The organism is Akkermansia sp. KLE1798 (assembly GCF_001580195.1).
Lineage (GTDB): Bacteria > Verrucomicrobiota > Verrucomicrobiia > Verrucomicrobiales > Akkermansiaceae > Akkermansia > Akkermansia biwaensis.
The window spans coordinates 211,128-234,821 of record NZ_KQ971082.1 but is presented as its reverse complement, the minus strand read 5'-3'; the positions used below and the strand labels follow the sequence as shown (position 1 = coordinate 234,821).

General features: G+C 58.9%; 21 protein-coding genes and 1 pseudogene. 8 read left to right on the top strand and 14 right to left on the bottom strand.

Annotated features, from left to right (window positions below):
* The first annotated feature begins 42 nt into the window (after positions 1-42).
* Entirely contained in the window at positions 43-864 is an 822-nt protein-coding gene (locus HMPREF3039_RS07650) for a hypothetical protein (protein WP_147549849.1), read from the top strand.
* Here the strand turns inward: HMPREF3039_RS07650 and HMPREF3039_RS07645 are convergent.
* Entirely contained in the window at positions 861-1,349 is a 489-nt protein-coding gene (locus HMPREF3039_RS07645) for a GNAT family N-acetyltransferase (RefSeq protein ID WP_067952045.1), read from the bottom strand. The genes HMPREF3039_RS07650 and HMPREF3039_RS07645 overlap by 4 nt on opposite strands.
* Positions 1,346-2,767, bottom strand: coding sequence for a pyruvate kinase (gene pyk / locus HMPREF3039_RS07640; RefSeq protein ID WP_067573939.1), 1,422 nt, complete (start codon positions 2,765-2,767; stop codon positions 1,346-1,348). Before pyk ends, HMPREF3039_RS07645 begins: the two co-directional genes overlap by 4 nt.
* Positions 2,768-2,828: 61 nt before the next feature.
* Here pyk and HMPREF3039_RS07635 point away from each other — a divergent pair, with 61 nt between their 5' ends.
* On the top strand, positions 2,829-4,124 hold the full coding sequence (locus HMPREF3039_RS07635) for a competence/damage-inducible protein A (protein WP_147549846.1): 1,296 nt from the start codon (positions 2,829-2,831) through the stop codon (positions 4,122-4,124).
* Here the strand turns inward: HMPREF3039_RS07635 and HMPREF3039_RS07630 are convergent.
* The 9 genes from HMPREF3039_RS07630 to HMPREF3039_RS13785 form a co-directional block, all read right to left on the bottom strand.
* Positions 4,114-4,734, bottom strand: a complete 621-nt coding sequence (locus tag HMPREF3039_RS07630) for a methyltransferase family protein (protein WP_067573935.1) — start codon at positions 4,732-4,734, stop codon at positions 4,114-4,116. The two genes, HMPREF3039_RS07635 and HMPREF3039_RS07630, sit on opposite strands and share 11 nt — an antisense overlap.
* Before the next feature lie 241 nt (positions 4,735-4,975).
* Positions 4,976-6,454: a replicative DNA helicase gene (gene dnaB / locus HMPREF3039_RS07625; RefSeq protein WP_231863880.1), complete on the bottom strand. Its 1,479-nt coding sequence runs from the start codon at positions 6,452-6,454 to the stop codon at positions 4,976-4,978.
* Positions 6,455-6,540: 86 nt separating this feature from the next.
* Positions 6,541-7,620 carry a dual-specificity RNA methyltransferase RlmN gene (gene rlmN, locus HMPREF3039_RS07620; RefSeq protein WP_067573933.1) on the bottom strand — a complete coding sequence of 360 codons (1,080 nt, stop codon included), beginning with the start codon at positions 7,618-7,620 and terminating at the stop codon, positions 6,541-6,543.
* 16 nt (positions 7,621-7,636) lie between these two features.
* Positions 7,637-8,485, bottom strand: coding sequence for a signal recognition particle-docking protein FtsY (gene ftsY / locus HMPREF3039_RS07615; protein ID WP_067573931.1), 849 nt, complete (start codon positions 8,483-8,485; stop codon positions 7,637-7,639).
* Positions 8,486-8,505: 20 nt separating this feature from the next.
* Entirely contained in the window at positions 8,506-9,399 is an 894-nt protein-coding gene (nusB, locus tag HMPREF3039_RS07610) for a transcription antitermination factor NusB (protein ID WP_067573929.1), read from the bottom strand.
* Between the two features lie 34 nt (positions 9,400-9,433).
* Positions 9,434-9,922, bottom strand: coding sequence for a 6,7-dimethyl-8-ribityllumazine synthase (ribH, locus tag HMPREF3039_RS07605; protein ID WP_067573927.1), 489 nt, complete (start codon positions 9,920-9,922; stop codon positions 9,434-9,436).
* Positions 9,923-9,940: 18 nt separating this feature from the next.
* Positions 9,941-11,143 carry a bifunctional 3,4-dihydroxy-2-butanone-4-phosphate synthase/GTP cyclohydrolase II gene (locus tag HMPREF3039_RS07600; protein ID WP_067573925.1) on the bottom strand — a complete coding sequence of 401 codons (1,203 nt, stop codon included), beginning with the start codon at positions 11,141-11,143 and terminating at the stop codon, positions 9,941-9,943.
* Positions 11,144-11,169: 26 nt separating this feature from the next.
* The gene (locus HMPREF3039_RS07595) at positions 11,170-12,849 is read right to left on the bottom strand and encodes a glutamine--tRNA ligase/YqeY domain fusion protein (protein ID WP_067573923.1); all 1,680 of its coding nucleotides are present in this window, start codon (positions 12,847-12,849) and stop codon (positions 11,170-11,172) included.
* 162 nt (positions 12,850-13,011) lie between these two features.
* Positions 13,012-13,233 (bottom strand): hypothetical protein, encoded by a 222-nt coding sequence (locus HMPREF3039_RS13785; protein ID WP_147549843.1) that lies wholly within the window; start codon positions 13,231-13,233, stop codon positions 13,012-13,014.
* 136 nt (positions 13,234-13,369) lie between these two features.
* Here HMPREF3039_RS13785 and HMPREF3039_RS07590 point away from each other — a divergent pair, with 136 nt between their 5' ends.
* Together HMPREF3039_RS07590 and HMPREF3039_RS07585 are read left to right on the top strand one after the other, a co-directional pair.
* On the top strand, positions 13,370-14,893 hold the full coding sequence (locus tag HMPREF3039_RS07590; protein ID WP_067573921.1) for a HEAT repeat domain-containing protein: 1,524 nt from the start codon (positions 13,370-13,372) through the stop codon (positions 14,891-14,893).
* A 188-nt stretch (positions 14,894-15,081) separates the two neighbouring features.
* Complete coding sequence (locus HMPREF3039_RS07585; protein ID WP_067952043.1) at positions 15,082-17,043, top strand: MFS transporter; 1,962 nt, start codon at positions 15,082-15,084, stop codon at positions 17,041-17,043.
* A gap of 388 nt (positions 17,044-17,431) precedes the next feature.
* Here the strand turns inward: HMPREF3039_RS07585 and HMPREF3039_RS07575 are convergent, their stop codons facing one another.
* The 3 genes from HMPREF3039_RS07575 to rpsU all read right to left on the bottom strand — a co-directional run bounded on the left by HMPREF3039_RS07575 (position 17,432) and on the right by rpsU (position 20,214).
* Positions 17,432-18,493, bottom strand: coding sequence for an ankyrin repeat domain-containing protein (locus tag HMPREF3039_RS07575; RefSeq protein ID WP_082770173.1), 1,062 nt, complete (start codon positions 18,491-18,493; stop codon positions 17,432-17,434).
* A gap of 102 nt (positions 18,494-18,595) precedes the next feature.
* The gene (gene hemL, locus HMPREF3039_RS07570) at positions 18,596-19,876 is read right to left on the bottom strand and encodes a glutamate-1-semialdehyde 2,1-aminomutase (protein ID WP_067573915.1); all 1,281 of its coding nucleotides are present in this window, start codon (positions 19,874-19,876) and stop codon (positions 18,596-18,598) included.
* Between the two features lie 83 nt (positions 19,877-19,959).
* Entirely contained in the window at positions 19,960-20,214 is a 255-nt protein-coding gene (rpsU, locus tag HMPREF3039_RS07565; RefSeq protein WP_067573913.1) for a 30S ribosomal protein S21, read from the bottom strand.
* 210 nt (positions 20,215-20,424) lie between these two features.
* Here rpsU and HMPREF3039_RS07560 point away from each other — a divergent pair, with 210 nt between their 5' ends.
* The 4 genes and pseudogenes from HMPREF3039_RS07560 (at position 20,425) to HMPREF3039_RS07550 (ending at position 23,508) form a co-directional block, all read left to right on the top strand.
* The gene (locus tag HMPREF3039_RS07560) at positions 20,425-21,936 is read left to right on the top strand and encodes a PfkB family carbohydrate kinase (RefSeq protein WP_231863878.1); all 1,512 of its coding nucleotides are present in this window, start codon (positions 20,425-20,427) and stop codon (positions 21,934-21,936) included.
* A pseudogene (locus HMPREF3039_RS14610) lies at positions 21,933-22,487 on the top strand (D-sedoheptulose 7-phosphate isomerase); the annotation flags it as partial. The gene HMPREF3039_RS07560 and the pseudogene HMPREF3039_RS14610, both read left to right, overlap by 4 nt.
* A complete protein-coding gene (locus HMPREF3039_RS14605) occupies positions 22,488-22,997 on the top strand; it encodes a D-glycero-alpha-D-manno-heptose-1,7-bisphosphate 7-phosphatase (RefSeq protein ID WP_343124313.1) in 510 nt (169 codons plus the stop codon).
* Between the two features lie 142 nt (positions 22,998-23,139).
* Entirely contained in the window at positions 23,140-23,508 is a 369-nt protein-coding gene (locus tag HMPREF3039_RS07550) for a hypothetical protein (RefSeq protein WP_067573911.1), read from the top strand.
* Positions 23,509-23,694 lie beyond the last annotated feature (186 nt).

The following is a 23,694-nucleotide window of genomic DNA, read 5'->3' as shown; positions in this document are numbered from 1 at the left end:
GATGTTTTGATTCAGAATGAGCCGCACAGAAGTTCCCTGTCCATGAATTATTCCCTTCCTTTTGCTGCCGGGGCGGCGCTGGCGCTTACCTTTTCCGTGTCACTGGCTGAATCCCGCATTCCGGACCACCCTGCCGATCCTCTCCTCAGGCCGGCAAGCGGCAGCCTGAAAGCGGGATATTCCACCCATTACGAGTTCCGGGGCCTGATTCCCGCCGGCTGCAACCAGACGGCTCCCGTGAGCCTGGATTGGAGAAGCGATCTGAATGAGCATTATTCTTTTATCCTGGCATTGAAGGAGGAGTTGTTTCCGGGCCGTCCGGCCATTGATTTGGATGATGAAACGGTGGTGGACCTGGGGTTTCAGCGGAAATTGGGGAAGGACGCGTACGCCGCATTTTCCCTGCGGGCCAATGACGGCGGCCTGGCGGGTCTTGCTTCGGAACGCCTGTTCGGCAATAGCAGCACGACTTATGAGGCTGCCCTTGTCCTGCGCCGGGACCTGGATTTTCTTCCCGGATTTTATGTGCAGGGCAGCTGCGCCTATTCCTTTTACGGCATTACTGGATGGTGGTTTGACATGTGTACGGGGTCCGATTCAAGGCTGACGGAGAATTTGTACATGGGGTTCAAGTTCGGAGCCGTGCTGAGTTCCTCCTACTGGCCGTCCGGCGGCAACGGCTGGCAGGCCCTGTATTTCAGGGTAACGGCCAGTTACCGCCTGTTCGGTGATGTGTTTGTGGAGCCCTTTGCGGGATTGCACTGGCTGGGCAGGGGTGGGCATGGATTGAACCGAACGTATGGAGAAACGCTGGTGAAGGGGAACCGCTGGGTGACCGGAGTCAGCCTGGTTTATTCATTCTAATCCACCGCGGGGATGTCCGCACGCATGCGGATCATGTCAATGCACTGGACGCCATTGTCCCATATCGGTTCCGGGTAGTTGTCCAGAAAATAGTCTCTGATGGTGCCCGTTACGTAAAAACCGCAATTGCGGTACAAGGCCATCGGGCCGGGAGAAGCGTCCGACGTTCCCAGTTCCGCATATCGCGCCCCCTTGCCGCCGATGACGTCCAGTGCGTGCCGGACCAGGGCCGTTCCACATCCCCGGCGTCTGTGGTCCGGGGCCACGGAGCAGTTCATGATTTCCCAAGTGTCCACCGTCTTCCGGCAGATGACGACAACTCCCACAGGAATTCCATTTCTGCGGGCTACATGGAGTTCCCCATGCGCCAAGTGGGCGGCCACCTGGCGTTCGTCCGGGTCAGCGTCCAGCAGCAGAGTGAGAATGGATGGGGGCGGAGGATAGTCCGCCGCTTCCCGTGATATCTCGAAGGTGCCGAGGCTCATTCGGTACGCATGAAGATGATGGAGTCCGCCAGGAGTTCTCCCTGAAGGCTGTCCCCCTGGATGATGACAGGCTGCCCGGAGGTGACCAGCCCTTTTTCCTTCAGCAGGTCCAGAGCCGTGGATATCATGCGCGCCGGGTCTTTGAGGAAGGGAGATTCAAAGGCAGTGACATCACGGGCCAGCGCAAGCTGGCGGACGACGACGGGATCATTGCTGAAAGCGTAGATGGGGGCCCGCTCCGGACGGAGCACGGCCGCCTGCGTGGCTGCCAGTCCGCGGCGTGTGAAGACGATGAGGCAGGCGTTTTCCACGGAGTCCGCCAGGGAGATGGCCGCTTTCGTGGCTTTTTGGCGATCCCCGTTCAGGATGGCCGCTGCCGCGAAGTTGAGGTTTCCGGAGCGTTCCATGCGCTGGGCGATGGAGTCCAGGACTTCCACGCAGCGCACGGGGTAGTGGCCTACGGAGGTTTCTCCGGAGAGCATGACGGCGTCTGCCTGTTCAAAGATGGCGTTGGATACGTCTGTTACTTCCGCACGGGTGGGAGTAGGCTGGGTGATCATGGATTCCAGCATGTGCGTGGCGACGATGCAGCGGCGCCCCAGCCTGTGGCAGTGGCGGATGATGCGGCGCTGGATGATGGGCAGTTCCTCGATGCTGACTTCAATGCCCAGGTCGCCGCGGGCCACCATGATGACGTCTGCCGCCAGAATGATGTCGTCGATATGGCGGATGGCCTGCTGGTCTTCAATTTTGGCGATGATCTGGGCACGCCCCCCCAGGTTGTCTATATGTTCCCTCAATTCCGCAATGTGGGCGGCGTCACGGACGAAGGACATGGCGACGTAGTCCGTTTCACATTCCACGGCCACTTCCAGGTCCTTCAGGTCTTTTTCCGTCAGGGCCGGGAGCCGCAGGGCCACGCCCGGCAGGTTGATGTGGCGGCGCGAGCCGAACACGCCTTCCGTGAGGACCTTGCAGATGAGCCGGTCCGGACGCACTTCCTCAATGCGCATCAGAATGCCGCCATTGTCCACGACCATGGTATGGCCTGCCTGGACGTCCTGAAGAAGGCCGTCATAGTTGACGGTGGTGGAGAAGGGCAGCTCCGGTTCCGCCGTGCTGAGGCGGATTTCCATGATGTCCCCGGCCTTCAGGTTATAGGGTTCCGGAAGGTCTCCGGTGCGGATGGACGGCCCCTGGAGGTCGAAGAGAACGGCTACGTTTGCCTGGAGCTCCGCGGCCTTCCGGCGGATGCGGAAGACGACTTCCCGGACCCAGTCGTGCTTGGAATGGCTCATGTTGAGCCGGAAGACGTTGGCTCCGGCCTGGATAAGGCTGCCCAGCATGTCGGAGGTATCCGTTGCCGGTCCAATGGTGCAGATGATTTTTGTGGCGCGAAGTCTGGAGGGCGTACTCATGGTCTATGTCAGTGCCCCTACTTTATCCTACGGGGAGTTCAAATGAAGTTTTTTGTAGTACATGGCAGGATTGTTGCATGCCAGAGTGAAGGGAGGGGAGCATAATGGAGGCATGAAGAATGTGAGGGTTGAGCTGATCAACACCGGTACGGAGATTCTGCTGGGAAGCATTGTGAATACGAATGCGGCATGGCTGGGGAACAGGCTGTTTGAAGCGGGGTTCCGCGTGGAGAGGGAGACCGTGGTTCCCGACGGTTATGCCATTAGCGAGGCGATGAGGGAGAGTGCCCGCAGGGCGGATGTCGTGATTGTGAGCGGGGGGCTGGGGCCGACGAGCGACGATGTGACCAGGGAGGCCCTGTGTGATGTCTGCGGCGTGGACATGCACCGTGACGAGCATGTAGCGGAGGGATTGAGGGATTATTTCAAGCGGAGGGGCATTTCCATTGCGGAGTGCAATTTCAAGCAGGCCATGGTGCCTGACGGCGCCGCCGTACTGGAGAATCCCAACGGCACGGCTCCGGGACTGGTGATGCCTGCCTCCGAACGCCTGCCCATGTTTATTCTTCTGCCCGGGCCTCCTTCGGAATTGAAGCCGATGGTGGAGAGGTCCGTGATGCCTCTGCTGGAGTCCATGGTGGACGGCGATATTCCCCGTTTGCGCGTGTTCCGCCTGGTGGGGATTGGAGAGAGTGATCTTCAGGATCTGGTGGACGATTCCCTGCACCAGGTGCAGGGATTGGAAGTGGCTTATTGCGCCCGCATCGGAGAGGTGGATGTGAGGCTGGTTGGCAATGAAGTGGCGCTGAAGCAGGGGGAGGCGCGCCTGCTGACCCTGGCCGGAGCGTATGTGCTGAGGCCCCTGGGGGTTACTTTGGAACGGGCCGTGGTGCTTCATCTGAAAGGGCTCGGATTGAAGGCGGCTACGGCGGAGAGCTGTACGGGCGGACTGATTGCCAAGAGGATTACGGATGTTCCCGGTTCTTCCGGGGTGTTTGAGTTCGGCTGGGTGACTTATGCGGACCGGGCGAAGACGGAGATGCTGGGTGTTCCGGCAGAGGTGCTGGAAGAGCACGGAGCGGTGAGCGAACCCGTGGTGAAGGCCATGGCGGAAGGTGCGCTGGAACGTTCCGGCGCGGATGTCGCCGTCGCCGTCAGCGGATTTGCCGGACCGGACGGCGGTACGCCGGAGAAGCCCGTGGGCACCGTGTGGTTTGCCTGGGCGTTCAGGAACGGGGGAACGGTTACGGAGATGATGTTTTATCCCAGGGACCGGGAGTCTTTCCGGCAGATGGTTTCCCAGAAAGCCCTGATCGGGATGCTGGCCGCCAGGAAGCAGCAGACTATCACGGAATGAAGAACCATACGGGAAGGATTCCCGCATCATGCAGCCCGCTGATGAATTCAAAGATGCCGATGAACCAGATGAACCACAGGGCGTCAAAGATGTTGTGCGTGAATGTGGCCGGATTGACTGAGTAGGTGGCGGGCGGCGGTTTGAGCAGGGAAAGGGAAGGGATGAAGGAAGGCACCGTCCGGCAGTAGTCCCGGTAGGCGTTTCCGAACAGGGAGATGAGACGTTCCTGCTCCCTTCTGATGATGGCGGGATAGTAAATGCCGAATGCCAGTGCCGTAAGGAGGGGGACAGTGAAGGTTTCCGTAGCGCACGCCACCCCTACGCCCCCGATGAAGCTGAAGAAGTAAAGCGGGTTGCGGCACATGGAGTACGGACCTTCTATCACCAGGACATTGTTTTTATAGCCTGCGATGTAGAGGGAACACCAGATGCGTCCGAAGGCGCCGATGCCGGCCATGAAGCAGGCAATAAGCATGAGGCTTTCCTCAACGACGGGGGATGTTTCCCAGCGCGTTTCCCCGAAGAGCAGGGCACAACCGATAAACAGTCCAAAGATAAGGGAGATGAGCGTGCGCAGACGTTCATTGAGTGATTTGGCGTGAGTATTCATAAGCTGGATGAATGGAGATAGGGAAGATGCTATATTTGCATGGAAATGTGGAAACGACTTTTCTGGAACGTTTTCGTCACAAAGAAATATCGCTGATATTGAAAAGGGCTGCACGCGTGTGCGCGCAACCCGTGAGATTTGCTGTTTTTCTTTGATTCACGTAAACCGCCGGAAGCGGAGAGGCGCAGGCTGACAATTCCGGCCTGTGGCATCGCCCAGGGAGAGAGCGGCGGCAGGGCCTCTATTCGTTTTCCTGGTCGTGTTCGTCGGCTTCCCGTGTGGAGAAGCGCATGAGTTCCGCTTCAAAGTGGAGCGGAACGTCGCCTGTGGGGCCGTTGCGGTTTTTTGCCAGATGGAGGTTGGCCCTGCCGGCCATCTGCTGCCGTTTTTCCTCGTCTTCCGCATAGTAGGCAGAGCGGTAAAGCAGGCCGATCATGTCCGCATCCTGTTCAATGGAACCGGATTCGCGCAAGTCGGAGATGCGGGGAACGCCCAGGCTGGCCCCCGTGCGGCTTTCCGGGCCGCGGTTGAGCTGGGCGAGGACGATGACGGGCACCTTGAGTTCCTTGGCAAGCGCCTTGAGACCGGCGGAGATTTCCGCTACTTCTCGTTCGCGACTGTTGGCCGCCTGCTTGGAGTGGGAGCGCATCAGCTGGAGGTAGTCCACGCCGATGGCGGACAGGGCGCCCAGGTCCCGCATGACGCGGCGGGCCTTGGCCCGGAGCTCGTTGATGGAGATGGCCGCCGTGTCATCAATGACGAGCTGTGATTCCCCCACTTCTTTTACGGCCTGTTTGAAGTGCTTCATTTCCAATTGGGTGAGGTTGCCGCGCTTGATGATTTCCGCACGGCGCACGCCGGAACGGGCAAAGAGGAGGCGTTCCGCGATCTGGACGGCGGGCATTTCACAGGAGAAGAGCAGGGTGGGCTTTTTTTCGTTGAGGGAGATGTGCTCAATGATGTTGAGCAGGAAGGAGGTTTTCCCCATGGAGGGACGCGCCGCAATGATGAACATGTCCCCGGGCTTGAGGCCGTTGCTTTTTTTGTCCAGCTCCTCGAATCCCGTGGTCAGCCCCTGGATTTGTCCCTTGCTGGCGATGAATTTTTCAAAGTTGGTGACGGCCTGCTTGAGGATGCTTGCCAGGCTTTGTTCGTCCTTGGCGCTGTTGTAGCGTTCCCGTATCTGGAAGATGTGCGTTTCCACGGAGTCCAGAAGCTCCGCGACGTCGTCGGGATTATCGAAAGCCTGCGTGGTGGATTGGTTGGCAATGTCAATGATGGAGCGCAGGATGAATTTGTCCTTCAGGATGTTGAGGTAGTGCTCAAAGTAGGCTCCCGTGGTGGTAAAGGTGTAGATTTCCGCCAGCCCGGCGCTCCCGCCTACCGCTTCCAGCTGGTGCATGTCTTCCAGCGCCTGGGTGATGGAGACGATGTCGATGGGTTCGTTTTTGTTGTAGCGGGCCTGGAAGAGACGCCAGAGCAGCTTGTGGGCCGGAAGATAGAAGTAGTCTTCCGTCATGCCCAGGGTAACGCATTGGCCCACATAGGTGGCGGGGTCCATGGCCATGAGGGCCAGTACGCCTTTTTCCGGGCCCGGAGCCTGGGGAATGTCCCGGACGTCCAGAACCGGAGCTTTCCGGGGTGCCTTGGTAAGTTCCAGAGTGGCAGCGGCGTTGTTGGTTTCCGTAGTGTCCATGATGATGCTGGCGGATGGCGTCATCCGGCTGGAAAGGAATAGCACAACGAGAGCTTTCGGGCAAAATAATTACTGCAATTTTGCAGTAATTTTAGTAACGATTCAGTTCGTCAGAGGGAAGTTCCGCCGCTGTCTTCCCGTTCCTTTCTGAGCCTCAACTGGCCGCAGGCGGCATTGATGTCATGGCCTTTTTCATACCGCATGGTGACGGGGATGCGGGCCTTACGGACGGCGTCGCGGAAGGTGCAGCAACGCTCTTCCGAGGGGCGTTCCCAGGGAAGCCCCTCCACGGTGTTGTACGGGATGAGGTTGACTTTGGCGTGCAGGCGCTTGGCGATTTGCACGAGATGGGATGCGTCTTTCAGAGAGTCGTTTACGTCCCGGATGAGGATGTATTCCAGCGTGGGCATCTGGTTCCGGTCTTTTCCCCATTCCTCCAGAGCGGGGATGAGCTGGGAAAGAGGCCATTTTTTGTTGACCGGCATGATTTGGCCGCGTACTTCGTCCGTGGCTCCGTGCAGGGAGACAGCCAGCCGTATCTGCCTGGGGTAGGCGGCCAGTTTTTTCAGGCCCGGCACGAATCCGGAGGTGGAGATGGTGATATGGCGCGCGCCTATTTCCAGCCCGCGGTGGGAGGTGATGATTTCCAGAGCGTCATGCAGGTTGTCAAAGTTGGCGAGGGGTTCCCCCATTCCCATGAAAACGAGGTTGTTGACCCTTTTCCCGGCAATGGATTCCGCGGAGAGTATCTGTCCGGTGATTTCCCCCGCGGAGAGGTTGCGCCTGAGCCCCAGCAGGCCGGAAGCGCAGAATTTGCAGCCGAAGGCGCAGCCCACCTGGGAGGAGACGCAGAGGGTGGTCCGGTCTGCCTTTTCTCCGTCCTCCGCAACGGCGGCGGGGATGATGACGGATTCCACCAAACTGCCGTCTTCCATCCGGGTGAGGAATTTGCGCGTGGAACCCGGAGTTCCGCTGATTTCCACAATTTCCGGCGTATGGAAGCGGAAGTTTTCCGCCAGCAGGCTTCTGAGCGCCGGGGAGAGGTTGGTCATGGCGTCAAAGGAGGCGACGCGCTTGCGCCAGACCCAGTCCATGATTTGCTGGACGCGGAATTTGGTATGGCCGCGCTCCGTGAGGAAGGCCAGCAGCTTTTCCTCCGTTTGCGCGGTGATCAGGGGGAGCGGGTTCATGGCAGGGGAGTTCCCGTTAGAGAAGGGAGTCCACGTAGCGGTCCCGGTTGAAGGTTTCAAAGTCGTCCGCCTGTTCCCCTGTTCCCAGGAAGGCGGGGGAGATTTGCATTTCATCCATGATGGCTACGGCTACGCCGCCTTTGCCGGAGCCGTCCATTTTAGTGATGATGACGGCGTCCAGGGGGGTGGCCTTGTGGAATTCCCTGGCCTGTGCCAGGGCGTTCGCTCCGGTGGTGGCGTCCACCACCAGCATGGTGTAATGGGGGGCGGAGGAGTCCTGCTTGGCGAGGGTCCGGCGGATTTTGGAGAGTTCCTCCATGAGGTTGTGGCGGGTATGGAGCCGTCCGGCGGTGTCGCAGATGAGGTATTGGCAGCCTTCCCGGATGGCCTGGGCATGGGCCTCATAGCAGACGGAGGCGGGGTCCTGGCCGGGCGCTCCCTTGTAAAGAGGCAGGTTCAGTTTTTCCGCCCAGCTTTGGAGCTGTTCCACGGCGGCGGCCCGGAAGGTGTCCGCGGCGGCCAGGAGCACCCTGCCGCCCTGTTTTTGCAGCAGATGGCCCAGTTTGGCGGCGGAGGTGGTTTTTCCGGTGCCGTTGACGCCCACCACGAGGATGACGAGAGGATAACCCTCCGGAGGAGCCGGCAGGGAGGGCGGAGTGGCCGGGAAGGCCTGGCGGATGACTTCACGGGTGGATTCCACCAGGTTTTCCGCATCCAGCCCCCTGCTTTCCCGGAGCTGGTCAACGATGTTCATGGCGCGCCTGATGCCGATGTCCGCGGTCACCAGGTCCGCTTCCAGTTCATCCCAGTCTATCCGGGTGCCGCGGGAGAATTTGGTAAGGAGCTTTTTGAAGAATCCGGCCATGAGTCTGGAGGGAATATGGGTTAGGAGGGACGCTCCGTTTTGGCGATGCCGGCAAGCACGCCGTTGACAAACCGGGGGGAGTCCGCGGAGGAGAAGCGTTCCGCCAGCCGGATGGCTTCCGAAATGACGACGGGAGCGGGAAGGTTTTTCCGATGGAGCAGTTCGCAGGCACCCAGGCGCAGGATGGCGCGGTCCATGGCGCTGACGCGTTCCGGGGAGTAGTTTTCCAGGATGCCGTTGATGACGGAGTCCAGTTCTTCCCGGCGGCGCAGTGTTTCTTCTCCCAGTGTTTTCGCTTCCCGGTAGAGTTCTTCCGCGTCCTGGCCCGCTTCCACCACTTTTTTCACTTCCGCCAGGGAGGGGCGGCCGTCCTGGTGGATGATGCAGTTGATGCGGTCGTTGATTTCCTGAAGTTTGCCGCAGGCGGATATGAGGGGGGACCAGATGTTGTTATAGGCCGGGAAGTCCCTGAGCGAGTCCAGAAGGCGGCCGCGCATCTGCATGAGGGCCGTGTTGAGTTCCTGCACGGCGTCACATGCGGCGGAGAGGGTTTTCCTGTCGTTGGCGGGGTCATCGTGCAGGGCTTTTTTCAGTTGAAGCAGGGCTGCGTTGAATTCCCCTTCCTTGTTCAGCAGGTCGTGGAGCTGGTCGCGGACGGGCAGCGTGAGGGGGTCGTGCTGCAGTTTTTCCGCCGTTTCCCTGGCGCGGGTGACGAAGAGGCGTAGCTTGTCCGGGTAGTCACGCGTAAGGTGGCCGGAAACGGCTTTCGCCCGGAGCTTGCAGTAGTCCGCCCGGAAGGGTTCCATCAGGATGTCCCAGATGCCTTCTTCCTGTTCTCCGGTGATTTCCGGGGATTGGGAGGCGCCGTAGAGGTATTGAAGGGCTGTTTGTCTGATTTGGTTGCGTGAGAGCATGACGGTGGGAGGAAGATAGGTCGGGAGGTGTGGCTTATTGCCGGGAGAGGGAGTTGATGAAGAGTTCCGCCATGCGTGCGGCGGTGCGCGCCGCTTCCCGTCCACGGTTGAGCTGGGAGGCGATGCAGCGGGCGAATGCCTGTTTTTCATCATTCAGAAGCAGTACTTCATGGATGACGGGAGTGGTGAATTCCAGTGCCAGTTGCATCAGGGCCTGCGTGATGGTGGAGCCGATGAGGTCCGCGTGGTCCGTGCTGCCGCGCAGGATGACGCCCAGCGCCACGACGGCGTCCGGCCGTTTTTCCGGGGAGCGGGACAGGATGGATTTGATAGTGACCGGGATTTCAAAGGCGCCCGGAACGCGGACTACTTCCAGCCGGGCGGACGGGAGCACGGCGGCCAGTTCTTCCGAGCAGTTGTCCACCAGGGCCTGGGTGTATTGCTCATTGTATTCCGAAGCGACGATGCAGATTTTGGCGCGCGTTCCCGTAGGGCGCTGGCGGCGGGGGAGTTCCGTGGACATGGATGATGGAGGGGCGGGTTACAGGGTGTGGCCCAGCTTGCATTTTTTGGTAGCCAGGTATTTGCTGTTTTGTTCGTTGGGCGGGATGACGATGGGTACCTGCTCCGTGATTTTAAGGCCGAAGCCTTCCAGCCCCACGATTTTGCGCGGGTTGTTGGTGAGCAGCCGGAGCTGGTCCGCCCCCAGGTCATGCAGGATTTGGGCGCCGATGCCGTAGTCCCGCAAGTCGTCCGGGTAGCCCAGCTTGAGGTTGGCTTCCACGGTGTCCAGCCCCTGTTCCTGGAGCTTGTAGGCCTGGAGCTTTGCCGCAAGGCCGATGCCGCGGCCTTCCTGGCGCAGATAGAGGAGCACGCCGCCTTCCTGCGCGATGCGGCGCATGGCGGTGTGGAGCTGGCTGCCGCAGTCGCAGCGGCGGGAGCCGAAGACGTCTCCCGTGAGGCATTCACTGTGCACGCGGACTAGCGTGGGCTTGTCCGGGGAGATTTCCCCGTGGACGAGCGCCAGATGCAGGGCTCCGTCCAGATGGGATTCGTAAAGGTGGCAGGTGAAGTCTCCGTAGTCGGTCGGCATCTTGACGGTTTCCACCAGGCGGATTTGTTTTTCCTGGGCGCGGCGGTGTTCAATGAGCTGGGCCACCGTGCAGGCTTTCAGGCCGTATTTTTTCTGGAAGGGCCCCAGATCGCCAATGCGGGCCATGGTGCCGTCGTCCTTCATGATTTCACAGCAGACTCCGGCGGGCTGGAGTCCCGCCATGCGCACGAGGTCGATGGTGGCTTCCGTATGGCCGGCGCGGCGGAGCACCCCGCCGGGAACGGCGCGGAGCGGGAAGACGTGGCCGGGCTGCACGAAGTCGTTGACGGTGGCCTTAGGGTCCGCCAGGGTGCGTATGGTCAGGGAGCGTTCCCCGGCGCTGATGCCGGTGGTGATGTCATGGGCCGCATCCACGGAGACGGTGAAGGCGGTGGACATGTTTTCCCGGTTGACGGAGGTCATGAGCGGGAGCTGGAGAGTATCCGCCCGTTCCGGGGAAAGGGGAGCGCAGATGAGGCCCCTGGCGTGGGTGGCCATGAAGTTGATGGCTTCCGGCGTGGCGAATTCGGCGGCGATGATGAGGTCCGCTTCATTTTCACGGCCGGGGTCGTCCGTAACGATGATCATCCGTCCCTGCCGTATTTCTTCCACGGCTTCCTCGACGGAGCAGAATTGAAGTTGATCGTCCATAAGTATGGGGTTGATGAAAGAGGAGTTTATTTTTGCTTTTTGGCCCAGGAGTCCTTGAGGGCTACCGTGCGGTTGAAGACGGGGCGCTGTCCGGGCACATGGTCCCTCCGGTCCGCTACGAAGTAGCCCAGGCGCTCAAACTGGCAGTTGAATTCGGGTTCCACGCCGGCCAGGGCGGGTTCCAGCTTGGCTCCGGTGATGACGGTCAGGGAGCCGGGGTTCATGACGGAGAGGAATCCGTTTTCCGCCGCGTCCGGGTTTTCCTCCCTGAACAGGCGGTCGTAGATGCGGATTTCCCCGTCCACGGCGTGGCGGGTGCTGACCCAGTGGATGGCGGCGCGGCACTGGATGCCTTCCGGAGGGTTGGAGCCGATGGTGCCCGGAATGTGCTCGCAGAAGATTTCCGTGATGTTGCCGTCCGCGTCCTGCTTGTAGTCGGTGCAGGTGACGCAGTAGCCGCCGCGCAGGCGCACCGTGCGGCCGGGGGCCAGGCGGAAGTATTTTTTGGGAGGGTCCAGCATGAAGTCGTCCCGTTCAATCCAGATTTCCCGGGTGAGGGGCACTTGGCGGAAGCCTTCCTCCGGTTTTTCCGGGTTGTTCTGTACTTCCACCATTTCTTCCGCGTCTTCCGGAAGGGTGGTGATGGTGAGCTTGAGGGGATTGAGGACGGCCATGCGGCGCGGGGCGTTGGCGTTGAGGTCTTCCCTGACGCTGTATTCCAGCAGGGCCACGTCCGTGAATCCGTTGAATTTGGTAATGCCGATGGTCTGGCAGAAGTTGCGGATGGCCGCGGGCGTGTAGCCGCGGCGGCGCATGCCGGAGACCGTGGGCATGCGGGGGTCGTCCCAGCCGGTGACGTGCCCTTCCTGGACAAGCTGGAGCAGCTTGCGCTTGCTCATGACGGTGTACGTGAGGTTGAGCCGGGCGAATTCCGTCTGCCGCGGACGGGACGGGACGGGACAGTGTTCAATGACCCAGTCGTACAGGGGGCGGTGGTTTTCAAATTCCAGCGTGCAGAGGGAGTGCGTGATGTGTTCGTAGGCGTCTTCCAGCGGATGGGCGAAGTCGTACATGGGGTAGATGCACCATTTGTTGCCCGTGTTGTGGTGTTCCGCGAACATGATGCGGTACAGCACGGGGTCACGCATGTTCATGTTGCTGGAGGCCATGTCTATTTTAGCGCGCAGAATGGCCTTTCCTTCCGGGATTTCCCCGTTTTTCATGGCCTGGAAGCGCTTCAGGTTTTCTTCCGCGGAGCGGTTGCGGTAGGGGGATTCCTGGCCGGGCACGTTTACGTTGCCGCGCTGGGCGCGTATTTCCTCCACGGTTTGTTCGTCCACGTAGGCCAGCCCCTGGTTGATGAGGGAGACGGCACATTCGTAGAAGAAGTCGAACATGTCGCTGGCGAAGAAGAGGTTGTCCCCCCAGTCGAATCCCAGCCAGTGGATATCTTCCTGGATGCTGTCCACGTATTCCTGGTCTTCCTTGCTGGGGTTGGTGTCATCAAAGCGCAGATGGCAGCGCGCGCCGGGGAATTCCTGGGCTATACCGAAGTTGAGGCAAATGGATTTGGCGTGTCCGATATGGAGATAACCGTTGGGTTCCGGGGGGAAGCGGGTGACCGGAGCCTGATGCTTGCCGGAGGCAAGGTCATCAGAAATCATATCGCGGATGAAATCTCGGCGTTCGGCAGACTGCAATGACATGGCGAAAATTCTACTACCAAACCTTCCGTTCTGCAAGCGTGTTCACTCGGAATGACGTGGGGTGAGGCATTTGCCGCGTGCGACATTTTTTGTCTTTTATCTATGTTGCAGATATGAATATTTAAATAGTTATTATATAGGGTTCTTTGGGAATACCTATTTTCATGTTTTAAAGCCGGGAAGACGGCAAATTTTTCTCCCAGGAACTGGGGTGCGGAGGGATGCATGCGTGTCCGTGCCTGTACCATCTTCCCGGTTTTTAAATGATATGTTATCAATAAAGATATGGTTCATGTTTTCCAGAGAAGGAATGGCCATGTTTTTGTCCGGGAAGAAGTTTTCTCCGGCGGATGGTATCAACAGGGAACTTTGTTTAATATTCATGCACGGAAAAACGTGAAGAAAAGATTGCGACACGGGTATTGCAAAAGAATCAAAAATATCATATTAAAGGGGAGTGAATCTGAACTGTCCCAACTGTAAACAGCATATCAATGTCCCCTCTTCCGAGGAGGGGTCCATGGTGAGTTGCAGCAAGTGCGGGCATGAGTTTCTTTGCGACAGGGAAAAGCTGATGTCCAAAAAGCCTTTTGCCAGGGCGAAGGGGATCTCCGATGACAATTTCGGGAAGGACCGCGGGGCTGTTTTTCAGAGCTCCGTGATGGAAACGGGGCTGATCCAAGTGGTGTGCCTGGGTGCTTCCCTGCTTATAGGAGCCGGTTGCGTATGGATTTTTTACAATGCTTCTACGGAGATGGATGGAACCTCCTTCCTTTCCCTGCTGCTTCAGCCGCAACAGAAGGCTTTCGCTTTGTTTTTCGCCTGTCTTGCCGGGACGCTGATGGCTTTTTCAGGGCGCCGGCACAAGGCGGTGTTTATTGTCCTGGGGCTTTTGCTTGCCGGCGGCATCGCCTCTCTGCCCTATGTGTATCCCGTCAAGGTGAATCCCTCCCTGCTTGGCGGGAGCGGTTCCGGGCAGGCTCCGGAGGATGAAGTTCCTCAAGACAACGCCGGCAGCATGGTCCTGCCTCCCGATACCATCCAGAAAGCGTCCGTTCAGAATTACGGGGAAGGAGACCTGAGGCCCCTGTTTTCCGCTATTGCCCGCAAGCAGGACCAGGGTGTTCTGGGGTTGTGGGTGGTAGGTGTCAACGCGGCCAACCGGGACATGGTGAAGAGTTATCTGAAACGGATGACCCAGTCCGGAGACGAGCCGATGTTTTACGACCGGAAGGGTACCGGAGGCGGTTTGTTCGTCATCACACCCACGCCGATTACCTTCAAGGAGTTTGTAGATGTCGTCTCCAGGCTGGGGGAAGTAACGCTGGAGGATAAGGAACGGTCTTTTGTGGAAGTGATCCTGAACCGGGACAAGTTTGAGGCCCGTCCGGCTTCCGCCGCTCTTCAGGATGAACGGCACCAGTATTTCGTACTGGCGAATTTAAAGGAGTTGTCATCCCTGGATATTCGGCGCGTTATTGCGGCGGCAAAGCGGCTTGCCGCCGTGAAGCCCGACAAGCTGCGCCATGAGGTTTCCTCCAGGCTGGTGGAACTGCTCAAGGAGCCTTGGGGGCGCGACGCCGAGTATGTGACCGCCCTGGCTTCCGCCTTGGTCGTATGGGCGGAGGAACAGGATGCGGAAGCCCAGCGCGTCGTGTATTACGTTACGGAAGAGCTGAAGAAGGCTGATTGCGAAGTTCCTTCCTCCCTGTTGAGATTTTTGCTGCGCGGTCCGGAAAAGGAGAACGCATTCGGGATGCTTTTGAGCGAGTGGAAGAAAGATCCCCAGAGGTGGGAGGATGAATGCAAGGCCATCGGCCCTACGGGAGAGGCCGCCGTCATCCAAGTGCTGAATGAGGCGGATGATTTTGTGCTGAAACGTTCCGCCGCGCGTATTCTGGGGGAAATTGGGACGGAACCGTCTCTCGCTGCGCTCAAGGAGCTCATTCATGATGCCGACAATGAATTGCGGCTGTGCGCGGAATTGTCCGTGAGCCTGATTGAAAAACGGCTGGGGAAGGGAGCTTCTCCCGCTATGCAGTAACCGCGCGATCGTGGGCGTTCGGAAGGAGTTGCGTTCAAGGGAAACGCGTTTTCTTGTGATGCCCCCCTTTGCCGTGATGGTGAAAAACGGATCTGTCCTTGATATGGTAGGTATCGGGAACCAGTTTTTTGTGGAAATGGCCTCTTTTTGGTTGCGGAGCAAGGTCATTTTACTAGAATGCAACGACCATGACAGACCAAGAAAACATGAAGGCCGCCGTCCCGGATGCGGCCAAGCGGTACATGCGCTACCTCCTCATCATGGCCGGTTTGGGCGGCCTTCTCTACGGTGTGGACGTCGGCGTCATTGCTGCTGCGCTCCCTTACATTGAGCAGACGGCCGGGTTTAATCCCTCCCAGCTTTCCCAGGTGGTGGCCGCCGTGCTTTTCGGCAGCGTGCTTTCCTCCCTGTTTGCGGGCTATCTGGCCGACAAGATGGGGCGCAAGGCTTTGATTACGATCGCCGCCGCCCTGTTCACGCTGAGTATTCCCGTGATCTGCCTGTCCCAGGAAGTGTTCGGCATCATGCTGCTGGGCCGCATTTTGCAGGGCGCCAGCGCCGGTATCGTCGGCGTGGTGGTTCCGCTGTATCTGGCGGAATGTCTGAGTGCGGAGTCCCGGGGCAAGGGCACGGGGATGTTCCAGTTCCTGCTGACGGTGGGTCTGGTGTTTGCCGCTGTGATAGGCCTGCTTGCCGCCAGCTACGTGGGCGGCGTGGAGGATTCCGGCGTGAGCGAGGAAGAATTGGCTTCCGCAAAGGTGATTGCCTGGCAGGCCATTTTCTGGGTCTGCGCCATTCCCGGCCTGTTCCTGTTTTTCGGCTCCTTCCGTTTGAGCGAATCCCCCCGTTATTTGTTCCGCCGCGGACGCAAGGATGAGGCCATGGCCGTGCTCGTCCGCAGCTACGGGGAAGTGCGCGCCCAGGAGGTGTTTGATGAAATGGTTCATATTGAAGAGGAAGAGAAGCTGAAGGCGGAAGAGCTGAAGAAGCAGAGTTCCTCCGGCGAGTCCCTTCTTCAGCGCAAATATGTGTATCCCTTTATTCTGGCGGTTCTTGTTCTGGCATTCACGCAGGCTACGGGTATCAATTCCGTGCTGAACTATTCCGTGAAGGTGTTCCAGCAGGCCGGTCTGGAAGGCACGACCGCCAACTGGGCGGATTTCACCATCAAGGTGGTGAACTGCCTGATGACCATCGTTGCCATGATGCTGGTGGACCGCAAGGGCCGCAAGTTCCTGCTCAAGATCGGCACGGCCGGCATTGTGGTGGGCCTGCTTGGCACCGGTTTCCTGTTCAATAATGTGGAAAAGGCCCGCAAGGACGTGACTTCCGACGTAGCGGCCCTGCTGGCGCAGCAGAGCCCCGCCGTCCAGAAGCAGTTTGAAGAAGGCAAGGAAGTGGACAGCATCCGTACGCTTCAACTGGAACGCACGCCTGATTCCGCATTCGTCAAGGACCTGCTTTCCAAGAACGGCATGGCGGACAAGGATATCAACAGGATGCAGCTGATCATCACTTATGACCAGCCGGAAGCCAATCCCGCATGGTACCAGTTCCTGATGGGATCCTCCACGCAGCTTTCCGTTGTGGAGTTTTCCGAACTGACGAAGAAACCTGAGGATATCAAGAAGGAGGAGGACAAAGCCTCCCTGGCCGTCATCAAGGCAGTGCCGGATTCCACCAACAAGATGGTTGTGGCCGGCAAGGACGGCTATGCCATGAAGCCCGTTTCCATCCTGAAGGCGGAGTTGGGCGAAAAGCCGGATTCCTCGGTAGGCTGGGGCGTTACTGCCTTTTTCATCATCTTCATCGCCTTTTATGCCACAGGTCCGGGCGTTTGCGTCTGGCTGGCCCTGTCCGAATTGATGCCTGCCCGCATCCGTTCCAACGGCATGGCGATCGCCCTGCTGATCAACCAGCTTGTGTCCACGGTGATTGCCGGTTCCTTCCTGCCGTGGGTGGGAAGCTGCGGTTATTCCGGCGTGTTCTTTACGCTGGGCGGCATCACGGTGCTGTACTTCATCACGGTGGCCTTCTTCCTGCCTGAAACCAAGGGCCGTTCTCTTGAAGAAATTGAAGGCTACTTTGCTACAGGCAAGATGCCGGAAGATCTCAAGATGATCGGTGAAGGCATTGAAGCGGAAGAATAAGTAAGGCGCTTTTCCATGTTCAAAGCCGCCTTCCTTCGGGGAGGCGGCTTTTTTTGGGCCTTTCAAGTAGCCGTCCGCCGGGGCATCATGGGCATCATGGGTATTGTGGACATTGTGGACATTGTGGACATTGTGGATGGGGCCGTTATATGTTTTCTTAAATTTTGCGGGAAACATTTGCATTTCCCGGAAAGTTGCTTCAAGGATTGCCCTGTTTGCAGCCAGGTCCGCATGGGGATAGGCATTTGTCCTGTCCTTGGATGGTTCCCTGTAAACAAGAGGGAAGAAGGACAGACGGTTTGAATGTTGTCCTCGGGCGCTTTTTCCGTTTTGGAGATTACGGCTTCATTTTCTGCGGGATGAGCGAATGAGCGCGGAATGCCGTGTTTTACTGGTCCCGTGCAGTTTTTTTCTGTGCCGACTGCCATTTCTTGATGGCTTCCGCAATTTCCCGATACCCGTTTTTCATGTGGAAGTCATAGGCTGTTTGGCCGTCTTCGTTGCGGAGGGAGGGGTTGGCGCCGTTGTTCATGAGGCAGAGGGCTATTTCCGGGGAATTGCAGGCCATCAGCGGCGTCAGGCCGTCCACATCCAGTTGGTTGGGGTCCGCTCCTGCCTTGATGAGGAGTTCAATGAGCGGAATCACTCGCTCCGGCGGTTCTTCTCTGGTGCAGAGCAAGTGGAGGGGCGATTGTTTGCTGACAAAGAAACGTTCGTTTACATCGCAGCCTGCCTCGATCAACCGTTTGAGAATAGCCGTGGAAAGGCTGGAGAATCCTGTTCCGCGCGCATGGGCGTTCAGTCTGCGCTTGAGATCCGGGCTGCCGGCGTCCAGCAGGGCCAGCGCGATTTTTTCCTGTTCCGGGTCGGAGTTGTTGAGGACGGCGGCCCACATGAAGGGGGTAATGCCTCCCGTCCCCGGCAGATCGGGGTCCGCCCCGTGACTGAGCAGGGCTTGTACCACGGGGAGCCTGTCCGCTGCCGCCGAGTCCTGGTAAATGCCCGCCGAACATGCCCAGATGAGGGGCGTGTCTCCGGGGTCCTTCATGCCGTCATGCAGGAAAACGGTTTGGGCGTTGACGGGGGCTCCCGCTTCTATCATCCGGACAGCCAGCTTGTTCAGGCCCATGGCGATGCAGAGGTGCAGGGGCGTGTTGCGGTCCGGAGTCTGAAGAAGGAGCCTGCCCGTTTCCCGGAATTGCTCCATCATCTGGTAGCATTGCAGGATGGAGTTGAATTCCTCCTGCATTTTACCGGGGGACATGATATCCAGAGGCCAGGAGTCATACAGGAAGCGAAACGTGAGGGGCAGCAGACGTTCGTTCACCTCCCTGAGTTCCTGTTTTTCCTCTTCTGTAAGTCGGATCGTTCTCTCCTCCGCGTCTGCCAGCGGAACTGCCATGAGGACCGCCGCGGACGCGAGCAGAATAGAACCTGCCATCTGTCTCATGCCATTCTTATAAGGGAAGGGGCGCCATCTGTCACTCCAATTCGTGGACTGCGGCCGCCGGAGGTCGGCGTATTCCACGGGCAATGAAACGGTTGTGACGCGTTAGCCGAGCCTGGAGAGGCTGGCATGCACGGCTTCCACCGTGCGGTCAATGTCTTCTTCCGTATGGGCCAGGGAGATGAATCCCGTTTCATAGGGGGAAGGGGCAAAGTAAACACCCTGTTCCAGCATGTTCCAGAAGAAGGGTTTGAAGAGGGCCTTGGAGGCTTTCTGGGCTGTGTCCAGGTCATAGACTTCCTCTTCCGTGAAGAAGAGGCAGAACATGGAGCCTGCGCGGTGGAAGGTGTAGTTCCTGCCGTGTTTCCGGATGGCTTCCCGGATGCCTGCCTCCAGCCGTGCCCCCAGTTGCTCCAAGCGGTCATAGGCGTTTCCTTCCAGCAGTTCCCGGAGCTGCGCCAGTCCCGCCGCCATGGCCACGGGGTTTCCGGAGAGGGTTCCAGCCTGGTACACGGGACCCAGCGGGGAAAGGCAGTCCATGATTTCAGCCCGGCCTCCGAAGGCGCCCACAGGAAGGCCGCCGCCGATGACCTTGCCCATGCAGGTGAGGTCCGGCATGATGCCGTGAAGCTGCTGGACGCCGCCGGGGGCGACGCGGAAGCCCGTCATGACTTCGTCAAAGATGAGCAGGGAGTCATACTGGCGGGTGATTTCCCTCAGGAAGTGGAGGAAGCCGTTTTGAGGAAAGTAGAGTCCGGCGTTGGCGGGGAAGGGTTCCAGGATGACGGCGGCGATGTCCCGGCCATGGAGTTCAAAGGCTTTTTTGACGGCTTCCCGGTCATTGTACGGCACGGTGATGGTGAGCTGCGTCATTTCCCGGGGAACGCCCGCGCTGTCCGGTTCCCCGAAGGTAAGCGCGCCGGAACCCGCCGCGACGAGCAGGGAGTCCACGTGCCCGTGGTAGCAGCCGATGAATTTGATGATTTTACGACGTCCGGTATAGCCGCGGGCCAGCCTGATCGCGGACATGGTGGCTTCCGTACCGGAGTTGACCATGCGCACTTTTTCCACGGAGGGCACCATGCGGACAATCATTTCCGCCATGTCCACCTCCGACGGCGCGGGGATGCCATAGCCCAGCCCCCGGTCCACGGCGGCGTGTACGGCGTTCAGGACGGGTTCCGGGGCGTGTCCCAGGATGGCGGGGCCCCACGTGCCGATGTAGTCGATGAGCTGGCGGCCGTCCGCATCCATGATGTAGGCGCCTTTGGCGGATTGGACGAAGAAGGGATCGCCGTCCACGTTGCGGAAGGCCCTGACGGGGGAGTTGACGCCGCCCGGTATGACGGCGCGCGCACGGGAGAAGAGCTGGGCGGATTGATTCATGTTGCTGAGGTAAGCAAAAAGGGCAAACCTTGGAGAAGGGTTGCCCTTATTGAAAGAGGTTCTATTCCCGAACCAATGGAGATTTAAGCTTCAGGAGCGGAAACGGGAGCGGCTTCGGCGGTTTCGACGGCGGCTTCTTCGCTCTTGTTGTTGAAGCGCCATTTCACTTTGTTGCGCTTGCTGGCGGAACGGGCCTTGCGGCGGCGTTCGTCCATCGGGGTTTCAAAGGCACGGCGGCGGCGCATTTCGTCAAGAATGCCTTCGACGTCCAGCTTGGTTTTGAGGCGCTTGAGAGCGCGATCGATAGGTTCACCTTTTCTTACGGTAACTTCACGCATGATTTATTTTCCTTTTTCTATTCGTCCGGGAACGGGAGACAATAGGTAGTGCTTTCCCGCCTGGAGGTCAAGATTTTTATCGTGACTGACCCATTTTTTGCGGTCCGGAGGGGGCAGGGAGATGCCGCAGGCAGTCCGGGGAGACGGGGATTTTGCCTTTTTCCCGGTTTCCCGCCGGTTTTCAACTGTCCTTGCCTTATCAGGCGGGGCATGGTAGAAAGAAACGTCTCCATGAACCGGCTGCATACATTGATTGATGGATTTCCCCAGGTGCGCATTCTCTGCATCGGGGACGTGATGCTGGACAAGTTTCTGTACGGCAGCGTCACCCGGATTTCTCCGGAGGCTCCCGTTCCCATCATGAGGATGGACAGGGAGACGCGCATGCTGGGCGGCGCGGGGAACGTGGTGTCCAATTTGTGCGCTCTGGGGTGCCGGACCACCTTCGTCAGCGTGGTGGGAGACGATGCGAACGGACGGCAGGTGAAGGCTTTTCTGGAAGATACGTGCTGCACCCCTGAGTTGGTGGAGTGCCGGGATTACGAGACGACGGTGAAGATCCGTTTTGTGGCGGGAAAACATCATTTGCTGAGGGCGGACCAGGAGCAGGAGTTGAAGATGGCGCCGGAACTGTCCGCCAGGTTCCTGGAACGGGTGGACGCCTGCCTGCCGGATGCCGATCTTGTCCTTTTGTCCGATTATGGCAAGGGCCTGTTTGACGGGGAAACCGCTCCCGCCGTGATTGCCCGGTGCCGTGCGGCCGGAAAGCCCGTCATCGTGGACCCCAAGGGAGCGGATTATTCCCGTTACGGCGGGGCTACTTTGGTGAAGCCGAATATGAAGGAGTTTCAGGAGGCCACGGGGGTCCGTTTGAATCCCTCCGTTCCGGGGTGGGAGAAGGCGGCCCTGGAAGGCGCCGCGAGGTTGTTTGACGAGTTCGGCATTGAGAATTTGCTCGTGACTTTGAGCGAGCACGGGATGATTTTCATTCCCTCCTCCAATCCCGCCGATTTTGTGTGCATTCCCACGGAGGCGCGCGAGGTGTTTGACGTATCCGGGGCAGGAGATACCTCCCTGGCCAGCCTGGGAGCGGCCCTGGCGGCGGGCGCCACGGTGCCGGAGGCGCTGGTCGTGTCCAACGTGGCCGCCGGAATCGTGGTGGGCAAGTTCGGCACGGCGAGCGTGACCGGAGGGGAGTTGAAAGAAGCGCTGGAGGAGAAGGCCCGCAAGGTTTCCTCCTGGCATCACCGGAACAATATCCTGACGGCGGAAGCCGCTGCGGAACTGGCGGAACACTTCCGGAAGGAAAAGAAGGTGGTGGGGTTTACGAACGGCTGTTTCGATCTTCTGCATCTGGGCCACCTGCATTCGTTCATGAAGGCTCGCGAGGCCTGCGACGTGCTTTTTGTGGGGCTGAATACGGATGCGTCCATCAAGCGGCTGAAGGGGGAGGACAGGCCCGTCAATAACGAGGAACTCCGTTCCCTGCTGCTGGCGTCTCTGGATTTCATTGATTACGTGGTTCTTTTCGACGAGGATACCGCGCTTCCGCTGATCGAGAAGCTGCGCCCGGACATGATCGCCAAGGAGGGGTATCCTCTGGAACGCTGGCCGGAAGGGCAGTATGTGGTGTCCTATGGGGGCAGGGCCGTTGAGTTGCCCCGGCTGGAGGGCTTTTCCTCCACCGATATTATCAACCGCATGAAGAAGAGACCGGAATGAGCGATTACATCAAGGAACAGATTTTAGGGATAGCGGACAATTTCAGGGCGCTGGCCGCTTTGTCCGGGGATATTGAAACGGTGGCGCGCGCCTGCACGGACACCCTCCGGACCGGGAACAAGATCATGTTCTGCGGCAATGGCGGGTCTGCCGCGGATTCCCAGCACCTGGCCGCGGAACTGGTGGGACGCTACAAGTTGAACCGTCCGGCCATGAACGCCCTGGCCCTGACGGTGGATACGTCCATTCTGACCGCCGTCGGGAATGATTACGGGTATGATACCGTGTTTGCCCGGCAGCTCGAAGGCGTAGGACGTGCGGGAGATCTGCTGGTGGGGCTTTCCACCAGCGGCAACAGCCGGAATATCGTGCTGGCGATGGAGCTGGCGCGGAGCATGGGCATCCGGACCGCAGCCCTTACGGGGCGGGGCGGAGGCGCCATGAAGGAGCAGGCGGATTTCTGCATTGCCGTTCCTTCCGATGCCACGAATAATATTCAGGAGATGCACATTGCCGTGGGCCATCTGGTCTGCGAGCTGGTTGAACAGGAAATGTATGGACGTAAAGCCCTGTTTCTGGACCGGGACGGTGTGGTGAATGTGGACGGGGGGTATGTGCACCGCATTGAGGATTTCCAACTGGTGCCGGGAATTCTGGAGCTTTGCCGCCGGGCGAAGGAGAAGGGGTATTTGGTGATCGTGGTGACCAACCAGTCCGGCATAGGCCGCGGCATGTTTACGGAAGAGGATTTTTCACGGCTGACGGATTACATGAAGGAGGTGTTCCGCAACGCCGGGGCGGAGATCGCTGACGTGTTCCACTGCCCCAGCGTGGATGACGGCCATCCCGACCGGAAGCCGAATCCGGGCCTGTTTTTGAAAGCCTGTACCGCGCACGGCCTGGATATGGCGTCCTGCGTGTCCGTCGGCGACCGGGAACGGGATATTCGGGCAGCCCTTTCCGCCGGCGTGGGACGGAATTTTCTGTTTTCCTCCGGAAATGGGCCGACTTGCGCCACGGCCCGTGTCGGGACTTTAAACGAAGTGGCGGCGCGGTTGTAGGTCGGGAATGGTTCCGCAGGTGAAAGGAGGCAGGGATTTGTTGCTATGTTTTCCCGTATGCCGTTTCCTGATGCGGCCATGCGGATGTTCTTGTCTTAAAAAACTTTACATGGGAATGAGCGCTTCTTATATCTCATAGAGTATGAAAACCTTGCTGCCCGTTTTATTTCTTGCGCTGGTCCCCGGCCTGTGCGCCGTTGCCGAAACCGAAGATCCAGCCATGCCCGCGAAGGTAGGGAAAAAAGAGGCAGCCTCTCGTATTACTTATAAAGGCGGAGACGGTTCCAGCTTTGAAGAGGCCGTCGTGATCGTTGGCGCAACAAGTTCGATGGATGGTGTCCCTGCCGAAAGGAAATGGCTTAAGAAGAAATACGGGAGTTATGAAAAGCTCCAGCAGCGGCTCGTCCAGCATGAAGGGAAGTTCTATGATGTGATTACGATCAGGACGAAAAAAGGCAAGGAAGTGGTCGTCTATTTCGATATTTCCGGATTTTTCCCTGCCAGGGGTTGAAGAAGAACAATTTCTGAGTTTATTTTCAGTATTCCTTTCCGGGGCGGCTGCCTGCCCGTTTCGTTCCCCTCGAATGTGTTTTCATTTTTTCCGCTTCGGGAATTGACTTCTTCTGCGGCGCGTATGGCGGTACGGACCGGAGTACGCATGGAGGGGACGGGGGCCGCAGGAGCGATGCCCGCAGGA

Excerpts from the sequence above, each read along its gene's own strand:
- HMPREF3039_RS07650 (WP_147549849.1), top strand. The coding sequence starts at position 43 with ATGAATTATTCCCTTCCTTTTGCTGCCGGGGCGGCGCTGGCGCTTACC.
- HMPREF3039_RS07645 (WP_067952045.1), bottom strand. The coding sequence starts at position 1,349 with ATGAGCCTCGGCACCTTCGAGATATCACGGGAAGCGGCGGACTATCCT.
- pyk (WP_067573939.1), bottom strand. The coding sequence starts at position 2,767 with ATGAGTACGCCCTCCAGACTTCGCGCCACAAAAATCATCTGCACCATT.
- HMPREF3039_RS07635 (WP_147549846.1), top strand. The coding sequence starts at position 2,829 with ATGGCAGGATTGTTGCATGCCAGAGTGAAGGGAGGGGAGCATAATGGA.
- HMPREF3039_RS07630 (WP_067573935.1), bottom strand. The coding sequence starts at position 4,734 with ATGAATACTCACGCCAAATCACTCAATGAACGTCTGCGCACGCTCATC.
- dnaB (WP_231863880.1), bottom strand. The coding sequence starts at position 6,454 with ATGACGCCATCCGCCAGCATCATCATGGACACTACGGAAACCAACAAC.
- rlmN (WP_067573933.1), bottom strand. The coding sequence starts at position 7,620 with ATGAACCCGCTCCCCCTGATCACCGCGCAAACGGAGGAAAAGCTGCTG.
- ftsY (WP_067573931.1), bottom strand. The coding sequence starts at position 8,485 with ATGGCCGGATTCTTCAAAAAGCTCCTTACCAAATTCTCCCGCGGCACC.
- nusB (WP_067573929.1), bottom strand. The coding sequence starts at position 9,399 with ATGCTCTCACGCAACCAAATCAGACAAACAGCCCTTCAATACCTCTAC.
- ribH (WP_067573927.1), bottom strand. The coding sequence starts at position 9,922 with ATGTCCACGGAACTCCCCCGCCGCCAGCGCCCTACGGGAACGCGCGCC.
- HMPREF3039_RS07600 (WP_067573925.1), bottom strand. The coding sequence starts at position 11,143 with ATGGACGATCAACTTCAATTCTGCTCCGTCGAGGAAGCCGTGGAAGAA.
- HMPREF3039_RS07595 (WP_067573923.1), bottom strand. The coding sequence starts at position 12,849 with ATGTCATTGCAGTCTGCCGAACGCCGAGATTTCATCCGCGATATGATT.
- HMPREF3039_RS13785 (WP_147549843.1), bottom strand. The coding sequence starts at position 13,233 with ATGAATATTAAACAAAGTTCCCTGTTGATACCATCCGCCGGAGAAAAC.
- HMPREF3039_RS07590 (WP_067573921.1), top strand. The coding sequence starts at position 13,370 with ATGGTGAGTTGCAGCAAGTGCGGGCATGAGTTTCTTTGCGACAGGGAA.
- HMPREF3039_RS07585 (WP_067952043.1), top strand. The coding sequence starts at position 15,082 with ATGACAGACCAAGAAAACATGAAGGCCGCCGTCCCGGATGCGGCCAAG.
- HMPREF3039_RS07575 (WP_082770173.1), bottom strand. The coding sequence starts at position 18,493 with ATGAGACAGATGGCAGGTTCTATTCTGCTCGCGTCCGCGGCGGTCCTC.
- hemL (WP_067573915.1), bottom strand. The coding sequence starts at position 19,876 with ATGAATCAATCCGCCCAGCTCTTCTCCCGTGCGCGCGCCGTCATACCG.
- rpsU (WP_067573913.1), bottom strand. The coding sequence starts at position 20,214 with ATGCGTGAAGTTACCGTAAGAAAAGGTGAACCTATCGATCGCGCTCTC.
- HMPREF3039_RS07560 (WP_231863878.1), top strand. The coding sequence starts at position 20,425 with ATGGTAGAAAGAAACGTCTCCATGAACCGGCTGCATACATTGATTGAT.
- HMPREF3039_RS14605 (WP_343124313.1), top strand. The coding sequence starts at position 22,488 with ATGTATGGACGTAAAGCCCTGTTTCTGGACCGGGACGGTGTGGTGAAT.
- HMPREF3039_RS07550 (WP_067573911.1), top strand. The coding sequence starts at position 23,140 with ATGAAAACCTTGCTGCCCGTTTTATTTCTTGCGCTGGTCCCCGGCCTG.